The organism is Oricola sp. (genome assembly GCF_965230365.1).
GTDB lineage: Bacteria > Pseudomonadota > Alphaproteobacteria > Rhizobiales > Rhizobiaceae > Oricola.
In genome coordinates this window covers 3,537,000-3,554,000 of record NZ_OZ246003.1, presented here as the reverse complement: position 1 = coordinate 3,554,000, position 17,001 = coordinate 3,537,000, and the positions used below count along the sequence as shown (strand labels likewise).

Annotated in this window: 14 protein-coding genes; 5 read left to right on the top strand and 9 right to left on the bottom strand. The window is 64.1% G+C overall.

The annotated features are described in order from the left end of the window. Nucleotides 1-7: 7 nt before the first annotated feature. The gene (gene trxB, locus ACO06R_RS17185; RefSeq protein ID WP_421852843.1) at nt 8-985 is read right to left on the bottom strand and encodes a thioredoxin-disulfide reductase; all 978 of its coding nucleotides are present in this window, start codon (nt 983-985) and stop codon (nt 8-10) included. A 195-nt stretch (nt 986-1,180) separates the two neighbouring features. On the opposite strand from trxB, the gene ACO06R_RS17180 reads away from it, so the two are divergent. Then, nucleotides 1,181-1,642 (top strand): Lrp/AsnC family transcriptional regulator, encoded by a 462-nt coding sequence (locus ACO06R_RS17180; protein ID WP_421852840.1) that lies wholly within the window; start codon nt 1,181-1,183, stop codon nt 1,640-1,642. A gap of 45 nt (nt 1,643-1,687) precedes the next feature. Here ACO06R_RS17180 and ACO06R_RS17175 read toward each other — a convergent pair whose 3' ends face one another. From ACO06R_RS17175 to greA, 4 genes are all read right to left on the bottom strand, one after another. Continuing rightward, nucleotides 1,688-2,647, bottom strand: coding sequence for an FkbM family methyltransferase (locus ACO06R_RS17175; RefSeq protein ID WP_421852837.1), 960 nt, complete (start codon nt 2,645-2,647; stop codon nt 1,688-1,690). 192 nt (nt 2,648-2,839) lie between these two features. After that, entirely contained in the window at nt 2,840-4,246 is a 1,407-nt protein-coding gene (locus ACO06R_RS17170; RefSeq protein WP_421852834.1) for a glycosyltransferase, read from the bottom strand. Between the two features lie 14 nt (nt 4,247-4,260). Continuing rightward, a complete protein-coding gene (locus ACO06R_RS17165; RefSeq protein WP_421852831.1) occupies nt 4,261-5,358 on the bottom strand; it encodes a glycosyltransferase family 4 protein in 1,098 nt (365 codons plus the stop codon). A 31-nt stretch (nt 5,359-5,389) separates the two neighbouring features. Further along, nucleotides 5,390-5,866: a transcription elongation factor GreA gene (gene greA / locus ACO06R_RS17160; protein ID WP_421852828.1), complete on the bottom strand. Its 477-nt coding sequence runs from the start codon at nt 5,864-5,866 to the stop codon at nt 5,390-5,392. A 263-nt stretch (nt 5,867-6,129) separates the two neighbouring features. Between greA and ACO06R_RS17155 the strand changes: the two genes are divergently transcribed. Both ACO06R_RS17155 and ACO06R_RS17150 read left to right on the top strand, forming a co-directional pair. After that, nucleotides 6,130-7,563: an MFS transporter gene (locus ACO06R_RS17155; RefSeq protein WP_421852825.1), complete on the top strand. Its 1,434-nt coding sequence runs from the start codon at nt 6,130-6,132 to the stop codon at nt 7,561-7,563. A gap of 75 nt (nt 7,564-7,638) precedes the next feature. Further along, the gene (locus ACO06R_RS17150; protein WP_421852822.1) at nt 7,639-8,676 is read left to right on the top strand and encodes an endonuclease/exonuclease/phosphatase family protein; all 1,038 of its coding nucleotides are present in this window, start codon (nt 7,639-7,641) and stop codon (nt 8,674-8,676) included. Here the strand turns inward: ACO06R_RS17150 and ACO06R_RS17145 are convergent. Then, entirely contained in the window at nt 8,673-9,872 is a 1,200-nt protein-coding gene (locus ACO06R_RS17145) for a T6SS phospholipase effector Tle1-like catalytic domain-containing protein (protein ID WP_421852819.1), read from the bottom strand. The genes ACO06R_RS17150 and ACO06R_RS17145 overlap by 4 nt on opposite strands. 130 nt (nt 9,873-10,002) lie before the next feature. Next, a complete protein-coding gene (gene carB / locus ACO06R_RS17140) occupies nt 10,003-13,506 on the bottom strand; it encodes a carbamoyl-phosphate synthase large subunit (protein WP_421852817.1) in 3,504 nt (1,167 codons plus the stop codon). Between the two features lie 209 nt (nt 13,507-13,715). Here carB and ACO06R_RS17135 point away from each other — a divergent pair, with 209 nt between their 5' ends. Next, nucleotides 13,716-14,876 carry an alpha/beta fold hydrolase gene (locus ACO06R_RS17135; RefSeq protein ID WP_421852814.1) on the top strand — a complete coding sequence of 387 codons (1,161 nt, stop codon included), beginning with the start codon at nt 13,716-13,718 and terminating at the stop codon, nt 14,874-14,876. A gap of 15 nt (nt 14,877-14,891) precedes the next feature. Here ACO06R_RS17135 and ACO06R_RS17130 read toward each other — a convergent pair whose 3' ends face one another. Beyond that, the gene (locus ACO06R_RS17130; RefSeq protein ID WP_421852811.1) at nt 14,892-15,728 is read right to left on the bottom strand and encodes a LytTR family DNA-binding domain-containing protein; all 837 of its coding nucleotides are present in this window, start codon (nt 15,726-15,728) and stop codon (nt 14,892-14,894) included. A gap of 78 nt (nt 15,729-15,806) precedes the next feature. Between ACO06R_RS17130 and ACO06R_RS17125 the strand changes: the two genes are divergently transcribed. Continuing rightward, a complete protein-coding gene (locus ACO06R_RS17125) occupies nt 15,807-16,328 on the top strand; it encodes a DUF2306 domain-containing protein (RefSeq protein WP_421852808.1) in 522 nt (173 codons plus the stop codon). Nucleotides 16,329-16,341: 13 nt separating this feature from the next. Here ACO06R_RS17125 and ACO06R_RS17120 read toward each other — a convergent pair whose 3' ends face one another. Next, nucleotides 16,342-16,776 (bottom strand): PilZ domain-containing protein, encoded by a 435-nt coding sequence (locus tag ACO06R_RS17120; RefSeq protein WP_421852805.1) that lies wholly within the window; start codon nt 16,774-16,776, stop codon nt 16,342-16,344. Nucleotides 16,777-17,001 lie beyond the last annotated feature (225 nt).

Genomic DNA, 17,001 nt, shown 5'->3' with positions numbered 1-17,001 from the left:
AGCGCGCTTACTCGGCGGCCTCCAGCTGTGTTTCCTGTTCGGCCAGGAATTTTTCGGCTTCGAGCGCCGCCATGCAGCCCATGCCGGCCGCCGTCACTGCCTGGCGGTAGATGTCGTCGGTCACGTCGCCCGCCGCATACACGCCGGCAATGTCGGTCGCCGTGGAATCGGGTGCGGTCCACAGATAGCCGTTCGGCTTCTGCTTGAGCTTGCCCTCGAACAGCGACACTGCCGGCGCATGGCCGATGGCGACGAAAATGCCGTCGATCGGCATCTCGGTGGTCTCGCCGGTCTTGACGTTCTTCAGCTTCGCGCCGGTCACGGCAGCGGGCAGCGCCGGATTGTTCTTCGCGCCTGTGATCTCGTCGAGCACCGTGTCCCACATGATCGTGACGTTTTCCTTGGCGAACAGGCGTTCCTGCAGGATCTTTTCCGAACGCAGTTCGTCACGGCGGTGCACCAGCGTCACCGATTTGGCGAGATTGGCGAGGTAAAGCGCTTCCTCGACGGCGGTGTTGCCGCCACCGACGACAATGACGTCCTTGCCGCGATAGAAAAAACCGTCGCAGGTCGCGCACGCCGAGACGCCGTATCCCATATAGGTCTGCTCGCTCTCGATCCCGAGCCACTTGGCCTTCGCGCCGGTCGCGATGATCAGCGCGTCGGCGGTGTAGACCGCACCGCTGTCGCCGGTCGCGCGGAACGGGCGCGTTGTCACGTCGACATCGGTGATGATGTCGTTGATCACCTCGGTACCGACGTTTTTCGCCTGCTCCAGCATCTGTTCCATCATCCACGGACCCATCACCGGCTCGGCATAGCCGGGGTAGTTTTCCACTTCCGTGGTGATCATCAACTGCCCGCCCTGTTCCATGCCGGCGACAAGCACCGGCTTGAGCAGGGCGCGCGCCGCATAGATGGCGGCGGTATAACCGGCCGGCCCCGAGCCGATGATCAGGACCGGACTGTGTTTGACATCGCTCATTTCGTGACCTCTTTGGCGCCTGGCCGCATGCCGGCTTGCTGTCGTTCTTCGCGACTATGTAGGCGCTGGGGCCCGGGCGGCGCAAGGTTCCGCGCCGTCGCAACACGGCGCTGTGACCGCCTTTCAACCGCTTGTTCGTTCAATCCGGTTGCCGGTTCGCGTTTTCGCGCATATGCAATCTGCATGGGTGAGGCTGTGGAACTCGATTCAATCGACATGGCGATCCTGCGCGAGTTGCAGGACGATGGCCGTATCACGAATGTCGAACTGGCCAGTCGCGTCGGCATTTCCGCGCCGCCCTGCCTGCGCCGCGTCCGCCGGCTGGAAGAGGCCGGCATCATTTCCGGCTACCGCGCGATGCTCGACGCCACGAAGCTGGGCCAGGAGATCGAGGCGTTCTGCCTCGTCGGGCTGATGCACCAGAGCGATGCCGGCATCAAGGCGTTTGCGGCGATGACCCGCGACTGGCCGATGGTGCGTGCGGCCTGGATGATGTCCGGCGAGACCGACTTCATCCTGCACTGCGTGGCGCCGGATTTCAGCTCCTTCCAGCAATTCGTGCTCGAGGAACTGACGACCGCCGAAAATGTCGACACCGTGCGTTCGGCACTGACGATCGGCAAGGTCAAGGACGAAGGGCTTGTCGACCTGTCGTAGCCTTCAAACCGCGGTCGGCTTTAAACATTGGCATGGCAGATCGCCTTAGGCGGCATTTCTCTTGCGCAACACCAGTTCTGCCTGCCCCCATGTCGCCAGCGCTTCCTCATATGTTGGATGCGACAGGGGCAGCTCGATCGAGCTGCTATCCAGATAGGCAATGTTGAAACCTGCCGATCTGATCTCGTCGAGAAAGGCGTCCGGATCCAGTCCCTGCGCCTCGTAGTGCCGCGGCGAGTATTCGATGACGATCAGTCTCAGTTCAGGCGCGGCGAGGGTTTTCCTCATGCCTCGCCACATGTGTGGCTCATAGCCTTCGATGTCGACCTTCATGACCGTCGGGGTAAGCGGCTTGCCAAGCGTTCGGCTGGCATCCTCGATTGCATCGTCCAGCGTCCGCACCCGCGCGGTCTCGCCGGTGCTCTCGCCACCCAAGCCTGTGATCAGCGAAGTCGCGCCCAGATTCGTCCCGAAGCTTCGAAGCTCGCATTCACCTTCGGCTTCGCCAAGCGCATGCTGAAGCAATACGGCGTGATTGTAGAAATTGGCGTCGAAGCTGCGTTGTGCGAGCTTCGCAAACCGCTTCTGCGGTTCGAAGGCGACCACTGCACCGCCCCAGCCGACCCGCTTGGCGCCTAGCAGGGAGAAGTATCCGCAGTTGGCCCCGACGTCGACGAAGTGATCGCACCGGCGCAACTCGCGCTCAAGAAAACCGGTCAGCGAAGGCTGCCATTTCCCCTGCTGAATGATGCTCGGTGTAAGGCATGTGTCTTCGCAGTCGAGATAGATATATGCATCGAAAGCGGTTGTGGCGAGAAAGGTGCGATCGCCAATATAGGCCGTGATGCGCTTTTTTCTCGGTTCTCGCCGGTCACGAAGCATTCGGCGGATTTTCCAGTATCTGCGCCGGATGCGCTGATAGCCAACGGACATCGGAGCGCCTTCGCCATCGTTGTCGCGCCATGCGATCGACGCCGAGAACGCATACTTGAATAGACTTTTCATCTGGAAACTCGAACGTGAGACAAATATGAAAACTCGAATGCTGAATCCGAAAAAACTAACAACGGCAATACATCACCCGGTCTTTAACGGGAGGACCGAGGTCGATCCATAACAGATACAGGTTGTCCGCGCTAACGCGGTTTCTCTACCGGCGCAATCCGCCTCTTGCGGCTCGTTTGGGCGCAATGTTCTTCAAGATGTGCTGCCGGCGAACTCGCGCAGTTTCGCCATGATATTGCGCGCGAAGTCGTCTGGTTTGCCGGGTCGGTATGCGCGCCCGATGGTGTCGCGCAGCGCTGCAAGCTTCCGCGGATCGGTCACGAACCCCTCAGTTACACTGACCCAGGCGGCGATGTCGCCGGTCGGTGCTTTCGGCATCAGGCCCTGGGCTGCTTCGCACAGCGCCGGAATGTCGGAGTGAACGACCGGGACGCCATGCGCGAGGCATTCCGAAACGCCCAGACCCCAGCCTTCGGCGCTTGAGGGAAAGACGCCGAATTCGGCGTTACGATAGGCCCACCGCAACTGGGCATCGGTAATCAGGTCGAGAATGACGACCCGGTTGGCGATCTCCGGTGCGTCTTCGAGCGCGGCCGAGAGCTGCTCGCAACCCGATCCGGCACGCCCGGAAAAGGCCAGATAGGGCAGCGTTTCGGCGCCGTGCTTCCGCGCGAGCGCCGCCCATGCCCGCACGACCACATCGTGGCGCTTGCGAATGTCGATCGTCGAGCAGTAGATGGCAAAGCGGCGGTCCTGCAGCGCCGGGATCGGCGCGGTCGCGTCACCGCTATCGTCGATGGTTGCGCCGAGCGACACCGCGGTGATCGAGTGCGGATAGCCGATGCCGCTGTCTTGCCGGTACCAGTTCAGCAAATCGTCACGGGTTGCCTTCGAGATCGTGATCACGGGATCGCCGCTGGCCATGATCCTGCGAATGTAGCGCAATTGGGCGGCGACGACGTGATCATCGATTTGTTCGGGAAAGCGGAGCGGAATGATGTCGTGCAGCAGATAGACCGGACGTTGCCGCCAGAGACGCATCGAGCCCCGCGTCTCCTGCCTGTTGGCGATGGTGTTGGACATCAGGACCGGCACGCCGGCCGCAAACAGCCGGGCAGGGCTGCCGAGACCAGTCTTTGCCAGCAGCCAACGGGCAAATTCGCCGGTCATGGAGACCAGCGCGAGCAACCAGCCGAGCGGTCTGACGATGGTGCGTATCGCCTTGTTGGCCGGGTTTTTCCGGTCCTTTTTGCCGCTCAGGCAGCGCGCGACATAGTCGGCGGTCGCATGGTTCTGGCACGACAGCAGCGGCCACCAGAAACGCAGGGCCTCGACGCGCCTTTCGGCCCGCGGCCGCGACGAGCCCGGCCAGTCGCCTGCGACCAGATAATCCAGATAGGCGATGGTGGCGCGGTCGGCTGGCCGGAAACGGCGAAAATAGCTGTCGTAGATGGCGATCCCGAGATCCGGCTGCGTGCGGCAGTATCTGTAGATCGCCTGTTCGACGCGCGGCACGCCCATCGGCGGCTCCGGACCCCAGGTCAGCACATCGGTCGCGTCGAACCATGCCACGGCGGGCGCTGATCTGGCCTTCGTCATGCGCCTATCCGAACCTAGTCCACCGCATCGTCGCCAAGCCGGGGCGCGACGCTGTCATAGACTTCGGCGAGGCTGCGAACCTCGCCATCGAGCCGGAACCGGCTTCTCGTATCGGCGAGCGCCCGCGCCGCCGTTTCCTGTCGTCGTACCGTATCGGCGGCCATGCGTTCGAATGCCGTGCACAGCGATGCCGCCTCGAAGTCGGGCAGGATCAGGCCGGTCTCGCCATCGTCGATCATCGTTTCATAGGCGCCGGCCTTCGAGGCGATCGCCGGCACGCCGCAGGCCATGGCCTCCAGCGGGGTCAGGCCGAAACCTTCTTCGCGCGATGGGGCGACAAAAAGGTCGAAAGCCTGGAACCAGGGCACGATATCGGGGACTTCGCCGGTAAAGACGATGCGTTTCGTAAGGCCTGCGGCGGCGATCCGTTCTTCCAGTTGCCGCTTGAACGCCTCGTGTTCGGTTGTCGCCCGCCCTGTGATCGCCGCCGACCAGCCCGGATTGCGAGGCAGGGCGGCGATCATCGCGTCGACGAAGAGATCGGTTCCCTTGTTCGGGCGGATCCGGCCGCTGCATCCGACATGTAGACCATCCGGGTCGAGCCCGAGCGCCGCCTTGGCGGCGCGCTTGTCGTCCGGCGGGCGGAAACGCGCCGTGTCGATGCCATGCGGGATCACGCGGTGCGGAACATCGAGAAACGCGCCGGACCGTGCGCTGGTGGCGATCACCGCGTCCATCCGGCTGATCAGCCACTTGGTGAGCGGCTTGTGGCGGCGTTGCGCCGCCGAGGTGAAGACCAGCTTGAGCGGCATGCGCAGAAAATCGCGCAGGACGATACCGCCGATCATCTCGGTGTTGCGGCGCGCGTGCCAGACGCGGTGGCGGTGCGCCGCCGGCCGCCGCCAAAGGCTCGGCAACTGGCGCCACCGTAGCCGGGGCAGGGATGTGGGAAGGCCGGGGCCGAACACCGCGATATCAAGTCCGGCGGCGCGCTGCGCCGGCACGAGCTGAACGATGGTCGATGTCACGCCGGAAAGCCGCCGCTTGAAGTTTGGCGCGATCACCTGCAGCGAGCGCGTGTCGATGACTGCCTCGCCGTCACGCCTCGCCATTTCGGATGCGGTCCTTTCGGCCCGTTTTCGGTCATATGTACTTGACCGTGACGATCTCGTATCCGCGCGCGCCGCCCGGCGCCTGCACTTCGATGGAGTCGCCTTCGTCCTTGCCGATCAGCGCGCGTGCGATCGGCGAGGAAATGGAGATGCGCCCGGCTTTCACGTCGGCTTCCTGGTCGCCAACGATCTGGTAGACCTTCTCTTCCTCGGTGTCCTCGTCGCACAGCGTGACGGTTGCGCCGAATTTCACCGATGTCCCGGAGAGCTTGGCGATGTCGATGACCTCGGCACGGCTGATCAGGTCTTCCAGTTCGCCGATGCGCCCCTCATTGTGCGACTGCGCTTCCTTGGCGGCGTGGTACTCCGCGTTCTCCGACAGGTCGCCATGGGCGCGGGCTTCCGAAATCGCCTCGATAATGCGCGGACGTTCTTCCTGCTGGCGCCAGCGCAGCTCTTCCTTCAACTGCGCGAATCCGTTCGCGGTCATTGGCGCTTTCTCAATCATGGCCGTTCCTTTTCTTCTTGTGGCCGTACATGCGGTCGCCCCGATGGGCGTGGACACAAAAGAAAACGGTCCCCGGAGCGAAAGCTCAGGAACCGCCTCGATCAGTTCGAGAAGACTATAATCCGATTTGATTTCATTGCAAAGGGCAGGGCCGAGCCCCCCCCCTGCGGCAGACGGCCGCTTTCGGTAGCGCCGAACAAACCTGCATTTTCGCCTTGACCTCAACCATGCTTGAGGCTGTAGCTCTCGCGCCCGGAATTGCAATGGAACGGGAGTTCGAATTGGCTGATGGTTTCGAAAACGCTGCCCGGGATGCGGCCGATTCGCAGGGTTGGCTCGACCTGTTCTCCAGGGATCACGTTGCCGCGACCGCAACGGTCAGCCTTGGCGTGGCGCTGTTTGCCTTCAACGAGTTTTTCGTCGCCACGGCGCTGCCGTCGGCGATCGGCGAACTTGGCGGGGCGCGGCTGATCTCCTGGGCGTTCACGTTCTTTCTGGTCTTCGCCATCGTTGGCGGGCTGGCGGCCGCCAACCTGAAGGCGCGGCTGGGCGCGCGCAATGCGCTGATCGGTTCGGCACTGGTCTTCCTGGCCGGCAGCGCGGTGACCGTTGTCGCGCCGAACATGCCGGTGCTGGTTTTCGGCAGGGCGCTGCAAGGCCTGGGCGAGGGGATCGTCGCCGCCATCTGCTATGCGCTTATCCCGGTGCTGTTCCCGGCACGGCTGGTGCAGAAGGTGTTCGGCTTTGAGGCTGTCGTCTGGGCGGTTGCTGCCTTTGGCGGGCCGCTGGTCGCCGGCATCATGACCGATCTGGTGTCGTGGCGCGCCGCTTTCGCCCTCAACATCGCCATGGGCGGGATCTTCCTCGCACTCGTACCGTTTGCGGTGGCGCGCGGCGGCCAGGCAGAGGTCGCCGAGGCCGTGCCGACGCTGAGGTTGGTGCTGGTCGCCGCCGGCATCCTGGTTATTTCATCGGCCGCGACCGCGCATCCCTGGCTGGCCATTGCCCTGTTCGTCGTCGCTGTGCCGCTTCTCCTGCTTTCATTCCAACTCGACCGCAACCGGGCCGACGCAATTCTGCCGGCGGCTGCGTTTCGGCTGCACGACCTGGTCGGAGCCGGCCTGTGGGTGGTGCTGTTGATGCCGCTGGCGCAGGCCGCCGGCGCGGTGTTCATGGTGTTTGGCTTCCAGTCGCTGTGGGGGCTCGGTGCGACAATGGCGGGCGCGCTGGCAGCTACGTTCGCCGTTACCTGGAGCCTGTCGGCGATCCTTGTCGCCTCCGTGCTGCCCGAACCGGCAAGGCTGCGCGCGGTCGCCATCGGACCGGTGCTGCTGACCGGCGGCATGGTGGCGGCCTGCCTCGGCATTTGGCTGGGCGAGATCGCGTTGGTCGTGACCGGGCAGGCAGCGATGGGGCTGGGCTTCGGCATCAACTGGGGGCCGCTCTGCGAACTCCTGATGGTGCGCGCTTCGCCTGCCGACCGCGACCGCACTTCGGCGATGCTGCCGACCCTGCAGACGACCGGTTATGCCATTGGCGCGGCGACATTCGGGCTTGTCGCCAATCTCGCCGGATTTGCCGAACCGGGCGATACGGAGAGCATCCGCGCAGGGATCGTCGCTGCCTATGCGAGTGCGGCGCTGGTGGCCATTGTGTCGGTTGTCTACGCACGCCGCTTGCTGCGCCTTGCGCAGTAAAGAGCGGGCTTGCCGCCGGTTTCACAGTTCCGTCATGTGGCGCGCCTAGGTTTCGCGCAAACGGAGGAAAGTCGAATGCCTGTAAAACTCGCGACCATGAACCTCTACCATTTCGCCAAGCCGGGGATCTACTGGCACGAGCGCAAGGACAACAAGACCCACAGCGATACCTCATGGACAGAGAAGACCGACTGGGTCGCGGCAACCCTTGCGGACATGGATGCCGACATCGTCGCCTTCCAGGAGGTGGTGTCGGTCGACGCCTTGCGCCAGCTGTGCGAAGCGGCCGGCTACGGGGAGTTCCGCTGCGAGACGGATCCGGTTTTCGACAGCGGGGATGCCGATATCTATGTCAACGCGACGGTCGCGGTCGCCTCGCGCCACCCGGTCACCGAAGCGACTGCCGTTCCGGCGCTGGGCGAGATCATTCCCGAGACGGTGATCGACTGCACGGCGCGCTTCTCGCGGCCGCCATTGCGCTGCGAGATCGACATTCCCGGCATTGGCGGCACGGTCGTCTATGCAGCGCATTTCAAGTCGCAAGGCGCCTTTGTCGACGATGACGCGATGGATGCGATTGCCGACTGGGACGAGCGGATCAAGGCCTATTTCACGCAGCGCATGCATGCCGGCGTCGATCAGGTCTCCAAACGCGCCGCCGAGGCGGGCGCCATGTATGCGCGTTTTCGTGAGGATATCGAAGGCGACATCGACCGGCCGGTGGTGTTGCTCGGCGATCTCAACGAAGGACCGGGTTCGCACACCATCTCGATCCTCACCCAGTCGGACATGATCTTCTATATCGGCAGCGTGTGGCGCGCCCACATTCCCGAGGAACACCGGTTTCGCAAATACATCCACCGCCTCTATGACAGCTACACGCTGGTTTCGAGCGCCGAGACGAAGCGCCCGGTCACCCATGCCGGCTGGGACAGTGGCGAAACGCTCGATTACGCGATCGTCTCCAACGGGCTCAATCCGAAGAACCCGCGCCGGCGCGGCACGGTCGTCGGCAACGAGGTCTGGAACGACCATTTCGTGCAGGAACTGCCGAAGGATGTGACCTCCGACCACGCGCCTGTCATCGTGACCATCGAGCCCGGCGCGGTTTAGACTTTGCCGAGGGCGCTAGCGGGAAGGTTGACCGGCCGGTAGGACGGATCGGCCTTCATGCGCTCGAACACCGATTCATGGATTTCCGCATTTTCGGGCATCGACCGGTGGTCGCTGCGCGGAATGTAGACGCCCCCGCCGCCGCGCGCGCGGTGCGACGTCGTCGGAACCTTGCGCGGCAGAAATTCCACAACGCGCCAGGCCCGGGTCATGGATATATTGATCTTCTGGCCGACGCCGGGTTTGACGTAGCTGGGGTGCTTGGGGTCTTCCCCGAGCACGATCTTCCTGACCGTCGACTCGTAGACCTTCAGCCCGATTTCCTCCATCTCGCGGATCATCCAGAGGAGCGGGAGCTTCGCCTGAGCGCTTTTCTCCTCCTCGTAGCCGCCACCGACATCGCCGTGCACCCCGGAAAACCACACTTCCTTTGCGTCTTGCGGCACCGCCTCGCGCTTCTTGAAAGGTGGGCCGGTGAACGAACCGCCAAGCTCCCAAAGCACCGGATTGAACATGGTCCGCCGCTCGTCGATGGCGACGGCACGGCGGACATGTTGGACACTCGGGTTCTTCCGGGTGAAGGGATGGGTGCGCAACTGCGGCCAGACCTTGCCGAGTTCGATCACCGAGGCGACCGTGTCGAACAGGCCGAGCGCCTTGATGTCCGGCCGGTGCGGTGTCAGTGCCCGCTCGTAGAGCCGCATCGGGAGGAACGGTGCGTTGGGATTTTCAGGCGTCGCATCGCGTTCGCTGATGCCCTTGTAGGTGCGGTAGGCGTAGTCCAGCAGGTTGATCTGTACGAGGTCCATGATGCCGAAGGCATGGATGAAGCCGGCCAGCACCGACGCCGTATAGGCGCCGCGCGAGAAGCCGAAAATGTAGATGTCGTCCTGCGGCACGGCCGGTTTCGCGGCGGTCTTCTTCTTGCCGGGGTCGAAATGCTCGACCAGGAAGCGGTAGGCTTCCTTGACATTGTGGTCGAGGCCCCAGCCGGTCGCCAGTCCCCAGACTTCCTTGGTCTTGCGGGTGGTGCGCAGCCAGTCGTTCTCGCCGCCGAAGGTGCCCACACCCGGGTCGTAGAACACAACCTGCCGGTCGTTCTTCCTCAGGCAGCCATAGAGCCGCAGAATGTTGGTGCGGTCCTCTTCGATCTGGTTCGAGGTGCCGTCGCACAGGATGACGATGTTTTTCGGCATGACGGCCTTCCTTCAGCGCGTGGCAAAAAGCGGTGAAGCCCCGGGACGAGTATAGCGTAGAGGGACGCACACGAAAGATGGCGGATACGGTCATGCGTACATAGCTCGCGTATGAACGCGGCCGGTCAATTCACCCGAAATAGCTCTGCAGCGGACGGACCTGCAATTCGCCCTGTGCCAGCGCCTTGATGGCGCGCGCGCAGGCATGACTGCCGGCCATGGTCGTCACATAGGGCACCTTGTTCATCAACGCGGCGCGGCGCAGCGACTTGGAATCCGACAGGGCGGTCTTGCCCTCCGTCGTGTTGACGACGAGTTGCACCTGCCGGTTGCGGATCGCATCCTCGATATGCGGCCGGCCTTCCAGCACCTTGTTGATCTTCTTGGCCGCAACGCCGTTCTCGGCAAGGAAGCGCTGCGTGCCGCCGGTCGCCAGAAGATCGAAACCCATTTCGACGAACATCGCCGCTGTCGCCAGCACGCGCGGTTTGTCGCTGTCCTTGACCGAAAGGAATACCGTGCCTGATTTCGGCAGGTCGACGCCCGCGCCGAGCTGCGCCTTGCCGAAGGCGACGGCAAAGTCGTGGTCGAGGCCCATCACCTCGCCGGTCGAGCGCATTTCCGGTCCGAGCAGCGTGTCGACGCCCGGGAACTTGCTGAACGGGAACACCGCTTCTTTCACCGCGATATGCGACAGCGAGCCGATGTCGGGCCTGGTGCCGTAATTGCCGATCGCCGGCTCCAGCATCTCGCCGGCCATGATGCGCGCGGCGATCTTGGCAATCGGCAGGCCGATAGTCTTGGCGACGAAGGGCACCGTGCGCGAGGCGCGCGGATTGACCTCGAGTACGAAGATCTCGCCGTCCTTGATGGCGTATTGCACGTTCATCAGGCCGCCGACATTGAGCGCTTTCGCCAGCGACGCCGTCTGGCGCTCCAGTTCGGCGGTGATGTCCGGCCCAAGCGAATGCACCGGCAGCGAACAGGCGGAATCGCCGGAGTGGATGCCGGCCTCCTCGATATGCTCCATGATGCCCGACACATAGACATCCTCGCCGTCGCACAGGCAGTCGACATCGACCTCCGTGGCGTCGGTCAGATAGGTGTCGAACAGCAGCGGGTTGGAGCCGAGCAGCGTGTTGATCTGGCCGGTCTTGTCGTTCGGATAACGCGCCTTGATATCCTCGGGGATCAGTTCCGGCACCGTCCCGAGCAGGTAGTTGTCGAGGCCGGTTTCCTCGCGGATGATCTGCATGGCGCGACCGCCCAGCACGTAGCTCGGCCGGACCACCAGCGGATAGCCGAGCGCGGCGGCGACCATGCGCGCCTGTTCCACCGAATAGGCGATGCCGTTTTTCGGCTGCGTCAGGTCGAGCTTGATCAAGAGTTTCTGGAACCGGTCGCGGTCTTCGGCCAGATCGATCGCATCGGGCGAGGTGCCGAGGATCGGGATGCCGGCCTTCTCCAGCGCGTCGGCGAGTTTCAGCGGCGTCTGGCCGCCGAACTGCACGATCACGCCGACCAGTTCGCCCTTTTCCTGCTCCAGTTGCAGGATTTCGAGCACGTCCTCGGCGGTCAGCGGCTCGAAATAAAGCCGGTCCGACGTGTCGTAGTCGGTTGAAACCGTTTCCGGGTTGCAGTTGATCATGATCGCCTCGAACCCGGCATCGCGCAGCGCGAACGCGGCGTGACAACAGCAATAGTCGAATTCGATGCCCTGGCCGATGCGGTTCGGTCCGCCGCCGAGGATGACGACCTTCCGGCGCTCCGAGATTCCCGCCTCGTTGGCCGGCGCGCCGGCAAACGGCGCCTCGTAGGTCGAGTACATATAGGCGGTCGGCGAGGCGAACTCGGCTGCACACGTGTCAATGCGCTTGAAGACCGGACGCACGCCGAGCGCACGGCGGGCCTCGGCGACCTGCTTTTCCTCGCCGCCGGTCAGCGTCGCCAGCCGCTGGTCGGAAAAGCCCATCGCTTTCAGCATGCGCAGATTGGCTTCGTCCTGCGGCAGGCCGTGGGCGCGGATGCGCGTCTCCATGGCGATGATCGCCTCGATCTGGGCGAGGAACCATGGGTCGATGCGGCAGCCTGCATGGATCTCTTCCGCCGTGAAGCCGAGCCGGAAGGCTTGCGCCACCATGCGCAGCCGGTCGGGCGTCGGCGTGCCGATGGCCGCGCGGATGGCGTTCTTGTCGTCGCCTTCGCCAAGGCCGGGGATCTCGATCTCGTCGAGCCCGGTCAGCCCGGTCTCAAGCCCGCGCAACGCCTTTTGCAGCGATTCGGCAAAGGTGCGGCCAATGGCCATGACCTCGCCGACGGATTTCATAGCCGTCGTCAGCACCGGTTCGGCGCCGGGAAACTTCTCGAAGGCGAAGCGCGGCACCTTGGTGACCACGTAGTCGATGGTCGGCTCGAAGGACGCCGGCGTGGCGCCGCCGGTGATGTCGTTGTCGAGTTCGTCGAGCGTGTAGCCGATGGCCAGTTTCGCCGCGACCTTGGCGATCGGGAAGCCTGTTGCCTTGGACGCCAGCGCCGAGGAGCGCGAAACGCGCGGGTTCATCTCGATGACGACGAGGCGGCCGGTCTCCGGATTGACGGCGAACTGCACGTTCGAGCCGCCGGTTTCCACCCCGATCTCGCGCAGCACCGCGATCGAGGCGTTGCGCATGATCTGGTATTCCTTGTCGGTCAGCGTCAGCGCCGGGGCGACCGTGATCGAATCGCCGGTGTGCACGCCCATTGGATCGACGTTTTCGATGGAGCAGATGATGATGCAGTTGTCCGCCCGGTCGCGGACCACCTCCATCTCGTATTCTTTCCAGCCGAGCACGCTTTCGTCGATCAGGACTTCGGTCGTCGGCGAGGCGTCGAGCCCGCGCTCGACGATCTCGTAGAATTCCGAACGGTTGTAGGCGATGCCGCCGCCGGTACCGCCGAGCGTGAATGACGGGCGGATGATCGCCGGCAGCCCGACATCGTCGAGCGCCTGGGCGGCAAGCCCCATGGCGTGCGTCATGTAGCGCTGCTTGCGGTCGGAGGTCCCGTCGCGCCAGGTCTGCTCGAGGCTGTCGAGGGCTGTTTCCAGTTCGTCGCCGGAAAGCGCCGCCTTCAGCCGGTTGCGTTCCGCCTCATGCGCCTTCCGGTCGGTTTCCTTGATGTCGGTGGCGTTGACCAGCACCGAGCGCGGGCTTTCCAGCCCGATCCGGTCCATCGCCTCGCGGAACAGCTTGCGGTCCTCAGCCATGTCGATGGCTTCCGGCTTGGCGCCGATCATCTCGACATCGTGCTTGTCGAGAACGCCCATCTGCTGCAGCGACAGCGCCGTGTTGAGCGCCGTCTGGCCGCCCATGGTTGGCAGCAGCACCATCGTCTCGTCGGGGCGCTCGGCGCGCTCCTTCTCGATGATGCGGGCCACCACTTCCGGCGTGATTGGCTCGATATAGGTGGCGTCGGCGAGATCCGGGTCGGTCATGATCGTCGCCGGATTGGAGTTGACCAGGACGATCCGGTAGCCTTCCTCCTTCAGCGCCTTGCAGGCCTGGGTGCCCGAATAGTCGAACTCGCAGGCCTGGCCGATGACAATCGGCCCCGCGCCGATGATGAGGACGGTGTCGATGTCTGTGCGTCTTGGCATGTGCGGTCCGGCTCGTGCGAAACGACCGGAGGCGCGCGGCGACCGGTCTGAAAGGCGTTGTAAAACTGGGCTGGACCGGGCCTATCGAAACCGCGGCGGCACGGAACCCCTTGGCGGTTTTTTTGGCGGGGAAAGAGCCGGCCTGTCATTCCTTTTGCACTGTCATGTGCCGCATTGGAAAGCATCGCCAACTCCCATAGATTGAGTACATGACTTACCGCTTCGCGGATTGCGTGCTCGATCCGTCCCGCCGCCGCCTGATGCGCGCCGGCGCGCCGCGCGATGTCGAGCCGCAGGTCTTCGACCTTCTCGTGCTCTTTGCCGACAACGCCGGCCGCGCGCTGGGCAAGCAGGAGATCGTCGATGCGATCTGGCATGGCAGGGCGATTTCCGATGCGGCGCTGACCAGCCGCATCAAGGCGGCGCGCAGCGCCATCGGTGACAGCGGCCGCGAGCAACGGTTGATTCGAACCCTTCACCGTGTCGGCTATCTATTTGACACAGAAGTTGAAATTGAGGGCGAGACTACGCCTCCCGCTCCGCCGGTGAACCCCTCCGAACCGCGCACTGAGGTGCGCTTTTTTCGTGATCGCGCCGGCCGCTCGATCGCATACGGCGTGCGCGGCGAGGGGCCGCTGGTGATCCTGCCGGCCTGGTGGATCAGCAATGTCGCCAAGGACGAGGAAGATCCCGATTTCGCCAGCTTCATCGCCGCGCTTGGCGAGGGGATGACGCTGGTCCGCTACGACCGGCCGGGCGCCGGCATGTCCGATCCCGACGATGCCGAGCGCAGCCTCGCCGACGAGGCCGACCTGCTGGACGATCTCGTCGCCGAACTGGGGGCCGAGCAATACGACATGTTCGCCATGTCGGCCGCCGGGCCGGTCGCCGTCGTCCATGCCGCCGCCCACCCCGACAGGGTACGCCGCATCTGTTTCTACGGCACGTTTCTCAACGGCGCCGAGCTCGGCCCGGACGAGGTCCTGCGCGCCCTCGTTTCCACCGTGCGGGCGCATTGGGGCATGGGCTCGCGTGTGCTTGCCGATGTCTTCCTGCCGCATGAGGACGGTGCTTCGATCGACAATTTCGCACGCATGATGCGCACCGCGGCTTCGGCGGAAACCGCCGCCCGGCTATTGGCGCTGACCTACCGGATGGACGCCAGCGCGCATGTTGGCGGGGTGCGCGCGCCTTCGCTGGTCATTCACCGCAAGAAAGACCGCGGCGTGCCAGCGCAGTCCGCCCGCGATTTTGCCGCCGGGCTGAAAGACGCGCGGCTGGTCATGCTCGACGGGGCCGCGCACCCGCCCTGGATCGGCGGAACCCAGGTGGCAAATCTCGCCAACCGCTTCCTGCGCGGGCTGGACTGACGGTCCGTCGGGCGGCTATTCCTCAAGCCATGCCTTGACGCCGGCCCGCCTGTCGCGGCTGACCGGCACCAATGTCCCGTCGCCAAGCGTCAGCACCGGCCGGCCGTTTTCGTTGCGCATTTCGTCGATTGCGGCGCGCGCCACCCACCAGGAACGGTGCACCCGCATGCCGGGATAGCCGTCCAGTTCGGCTTCGGCATCGGCCAGCCGCATCAGGATCAGGTGACGGCCCGCCGCTGTCGTCACCTCCACATAATGGTCCTGCGCCTGCAGCGACACGAGGTCGGTGCCGAGGCTGCGCGGCAGCCTCTTGAAGAACGGCGGCGGGGCAGGGGCGGCACCGTCCTCCGCCGCGCCGTCATCCGCCTGCTCACCATTTGTCATGCCACCGGCATACGTCATGGTGATTGCCAGCGTGACCACCAGGCACAGGCCGGCAAGCGGCAGAACGCCGTCCATGTCGGTCAGCGGCTGCCCGTTGAAGAGATTGGTCAGCAACAGCACTTCGGCCGCCACCGGCATGGTCGCGACCAGCGCGCCTGCGGGTTTGGCCAACCAGACGCTGACGCCGCGCCGCCGCGCCGACCGCTCGGTCCATGCCGCAAACAGCCAGCCGGTCGGAAAGGTGACAATCACCGTCAGCCCCCAATAGGTAAGGCGTTCCGCCGCATTGTAGTTGTTAAGCGTGCCGGCCGGGCCGCTTGCGACGAGCACCGCCACCGTTGCCACGACCCCCATCCACACGCCGGGCCGCGTGAACACGTCGCGCATTTCACGCAGCGTGAACTGCAGCTCCGCGTTGTTGGCGAAGCGCTCGACGAATTTGACGTATCCGCGGTTGAAGCCGTTCATCCCCCATCTCTAGCAAGTGCCGCGCCGGGCGCAAATCGTCCCCGGGAAACATTAAGGAAAACATCAAGGGGAACATCGATGGCACTGCACGTCTTCAGCGAGTTGCCGCTCGTCATACAGGTTCACATTGTTGCCGCGCTGACCGCCTTCATTGTCGGCGGTTACGTGCTGGCAGCCCGCAAGGGCGACCGCCGCCACCGGACCGCCGGCTGGGTCTTTTTCTCAGCGATCTCGGTGACCGCGGTCTCTTCGTTTTTCATTCACACGCTGGAGAACATCGGCATTCGGCTGTTCGGCGTGCTCGGGCCGTTCAGCCCGATCCACATTCTGTCGGTCTATGTGCTCTGGAGCATGTTCGCGGCCATTCGGGCAGCGCGGCGCGGCGATATCGCGCGTCATCGGTCGCTGATGCGCGGAATGTATGCCGGCGCCATGATCGTTGCTGGCGCGTTCACGTTGCTGCCGGGCCGCGTCATGGAAAAAATGCTGCTCGACGGCAGTCATCCGGCGCTCGGCCTGCTGGCGATTCTTGCCTTCTTCGGCTTTGCGGCTTTCGGCTACATGCGCTCCGGACGGCGTCCGCAAAGCATGCAACATTAAGAGCATAGGGCGCTCAGCGCCGGCGGCCGAACGCCCTTTGCGGTCTGGCTCGATTGTAATCGGGGAAGGCGGACGCATCGGCTTCTTCGTCGGCGGCCTGCGTTTTCGATGGAGCGGTCACGATCACGGCTTCGCCCGGACGGTAGGCCTTGACCACTTGCGACCGGCGCAGTCTGGATTGCTCCGGCGCGCTGGTGAACCGGACACCGCAGTCGCGGCTGGTTGCCCACTGGCGTTCGCATTCAACCTGTATTCCGTCCAATGGGATGACCAGCGTAAACCGGTCGGGCACGACCGCCATGTCCATGAAACGCAGCTTGGCCCCGGTTTCGCTGATATCGCGGACGACGCAGGGCACGGCGCTGAATTTCTCGTTGAAAGAGGCGAACGCCTCCTTGAGCACGCGATTGCGCCGGCTGCCACGTTTTTCTGATTCTTCGTCGGTCATTCGAGCGCCGCCCCCTTTGGCGATCGGGCCGACCCGCCCCGATTCCTATTGTGTTTTATATTTGTTCGCCGCGATCCCCTTGCGTGAGCATAATTCACTCTGCGAACCATCCGAATCGAGCCTAGAACCGCATCTAAACCCCGTCAATATTCCCTTGCGGAGTCCGGCCGGCGGCTTGCAATCGCCCGGCGGATTGGGCACCGTCGGCTGTTCCGCTGTCATGAA

Excerpts from the sequence above, each read along its gene's own strand:
- trxB (WP_421852843.1), bottom strand. The coding sequence starts at position 985 with ATGAGCGATGTCAAACACAGTCCGGTCCTGATCATCGGCTCGGGGCCG.
- ACO06R_RS17175 (WP_421852837.1), bottom strand. The coding sequence starts at position 2,647 with ATGAAAAGTCTATTCAAGTATGCGTTCTCGGCGTCGATCGCATGGCGC.
- ACO06R_RS17170 (WP_421852834.1), bottom strand. The coding sequence starts at position 4,246 with ATGACGAAGGCCAGATCAGCGCCCGCCGTGGCATGGTTCGACGCGACC.
- ACO06R_RS17165 (WP_421852831.1), bottom strand. The coding sequence starts at position 5,358 with ATGGCGAGGCGTGACGGCGAGGCAGTCATCGACACGCGCTCGCTGCAG.
- greA (WP_421852828.1), bottom strand. The coding sequence starts at position 5,866 with ATGATTGAGAAAGCGCCAATGACCGCGAACGGATTCGCGCAGTTGAAG.
- ACO06R_RS17155 (WP_421852825.1), top strand. The coding sequence starts at position 6,130 with ATGGAACGGGAGTTCGAATTGGCTGATGGTTTCGAAAACGCTGCCCGG.
- ACO06R_RS17150 (WP_421852822.1), top strand. The coding sequence starts at position 7,639 with ATGCCTGTAAAACTCGCGACCATGAACCTCTACCATTTCGCCAAGCCG.
- ACO06R_RS17145 (WP_421852819.1), bottom strand. The coding sequence starts at position 9,872 with ATGCCGAAAAACATCGTCATCCTGTGCGACGGCACCTCGAACCAGATC.
- carB (WP_421852817.1), bottom strand. The coding sequence starts at position 13,506 with ATGCCAAGACGCACAGACATCGACACCGTCCTCATCATCGGCGCGGGG.
- ACO06R_RS17135 (WP_421852814.1), top strand. The coding sequence starts at position 13,716 with ATGACTTACCGCTTCGCGGATTGCGTGCTCGATCCGTCCCGCCGCCGC.
- ACO06R_RS17130 (WP_421852811.1), bottom strand. The coding sequence starts at position 15,728 with ATGAACGGCTTCAACCGCGGATACGTCAAATTCGTCGAGCGCTTCGCC.
- ACO06R_RS17125 (WP_421852808.1), top strand. The coding sequence starts at position 15,807 with ATGGCACTGCACGTCTTCAGCGAGTTGCCGCTCGTCATACAGGTTCAC.
- ACO06R_RS17120 (WP_421852805.1), bottom strand. The coding sequence starts at position 16,776 with ATGACCGACGAAGAATCAGAAAAACGTGGCAGCCGGCGCAATCGCGTG.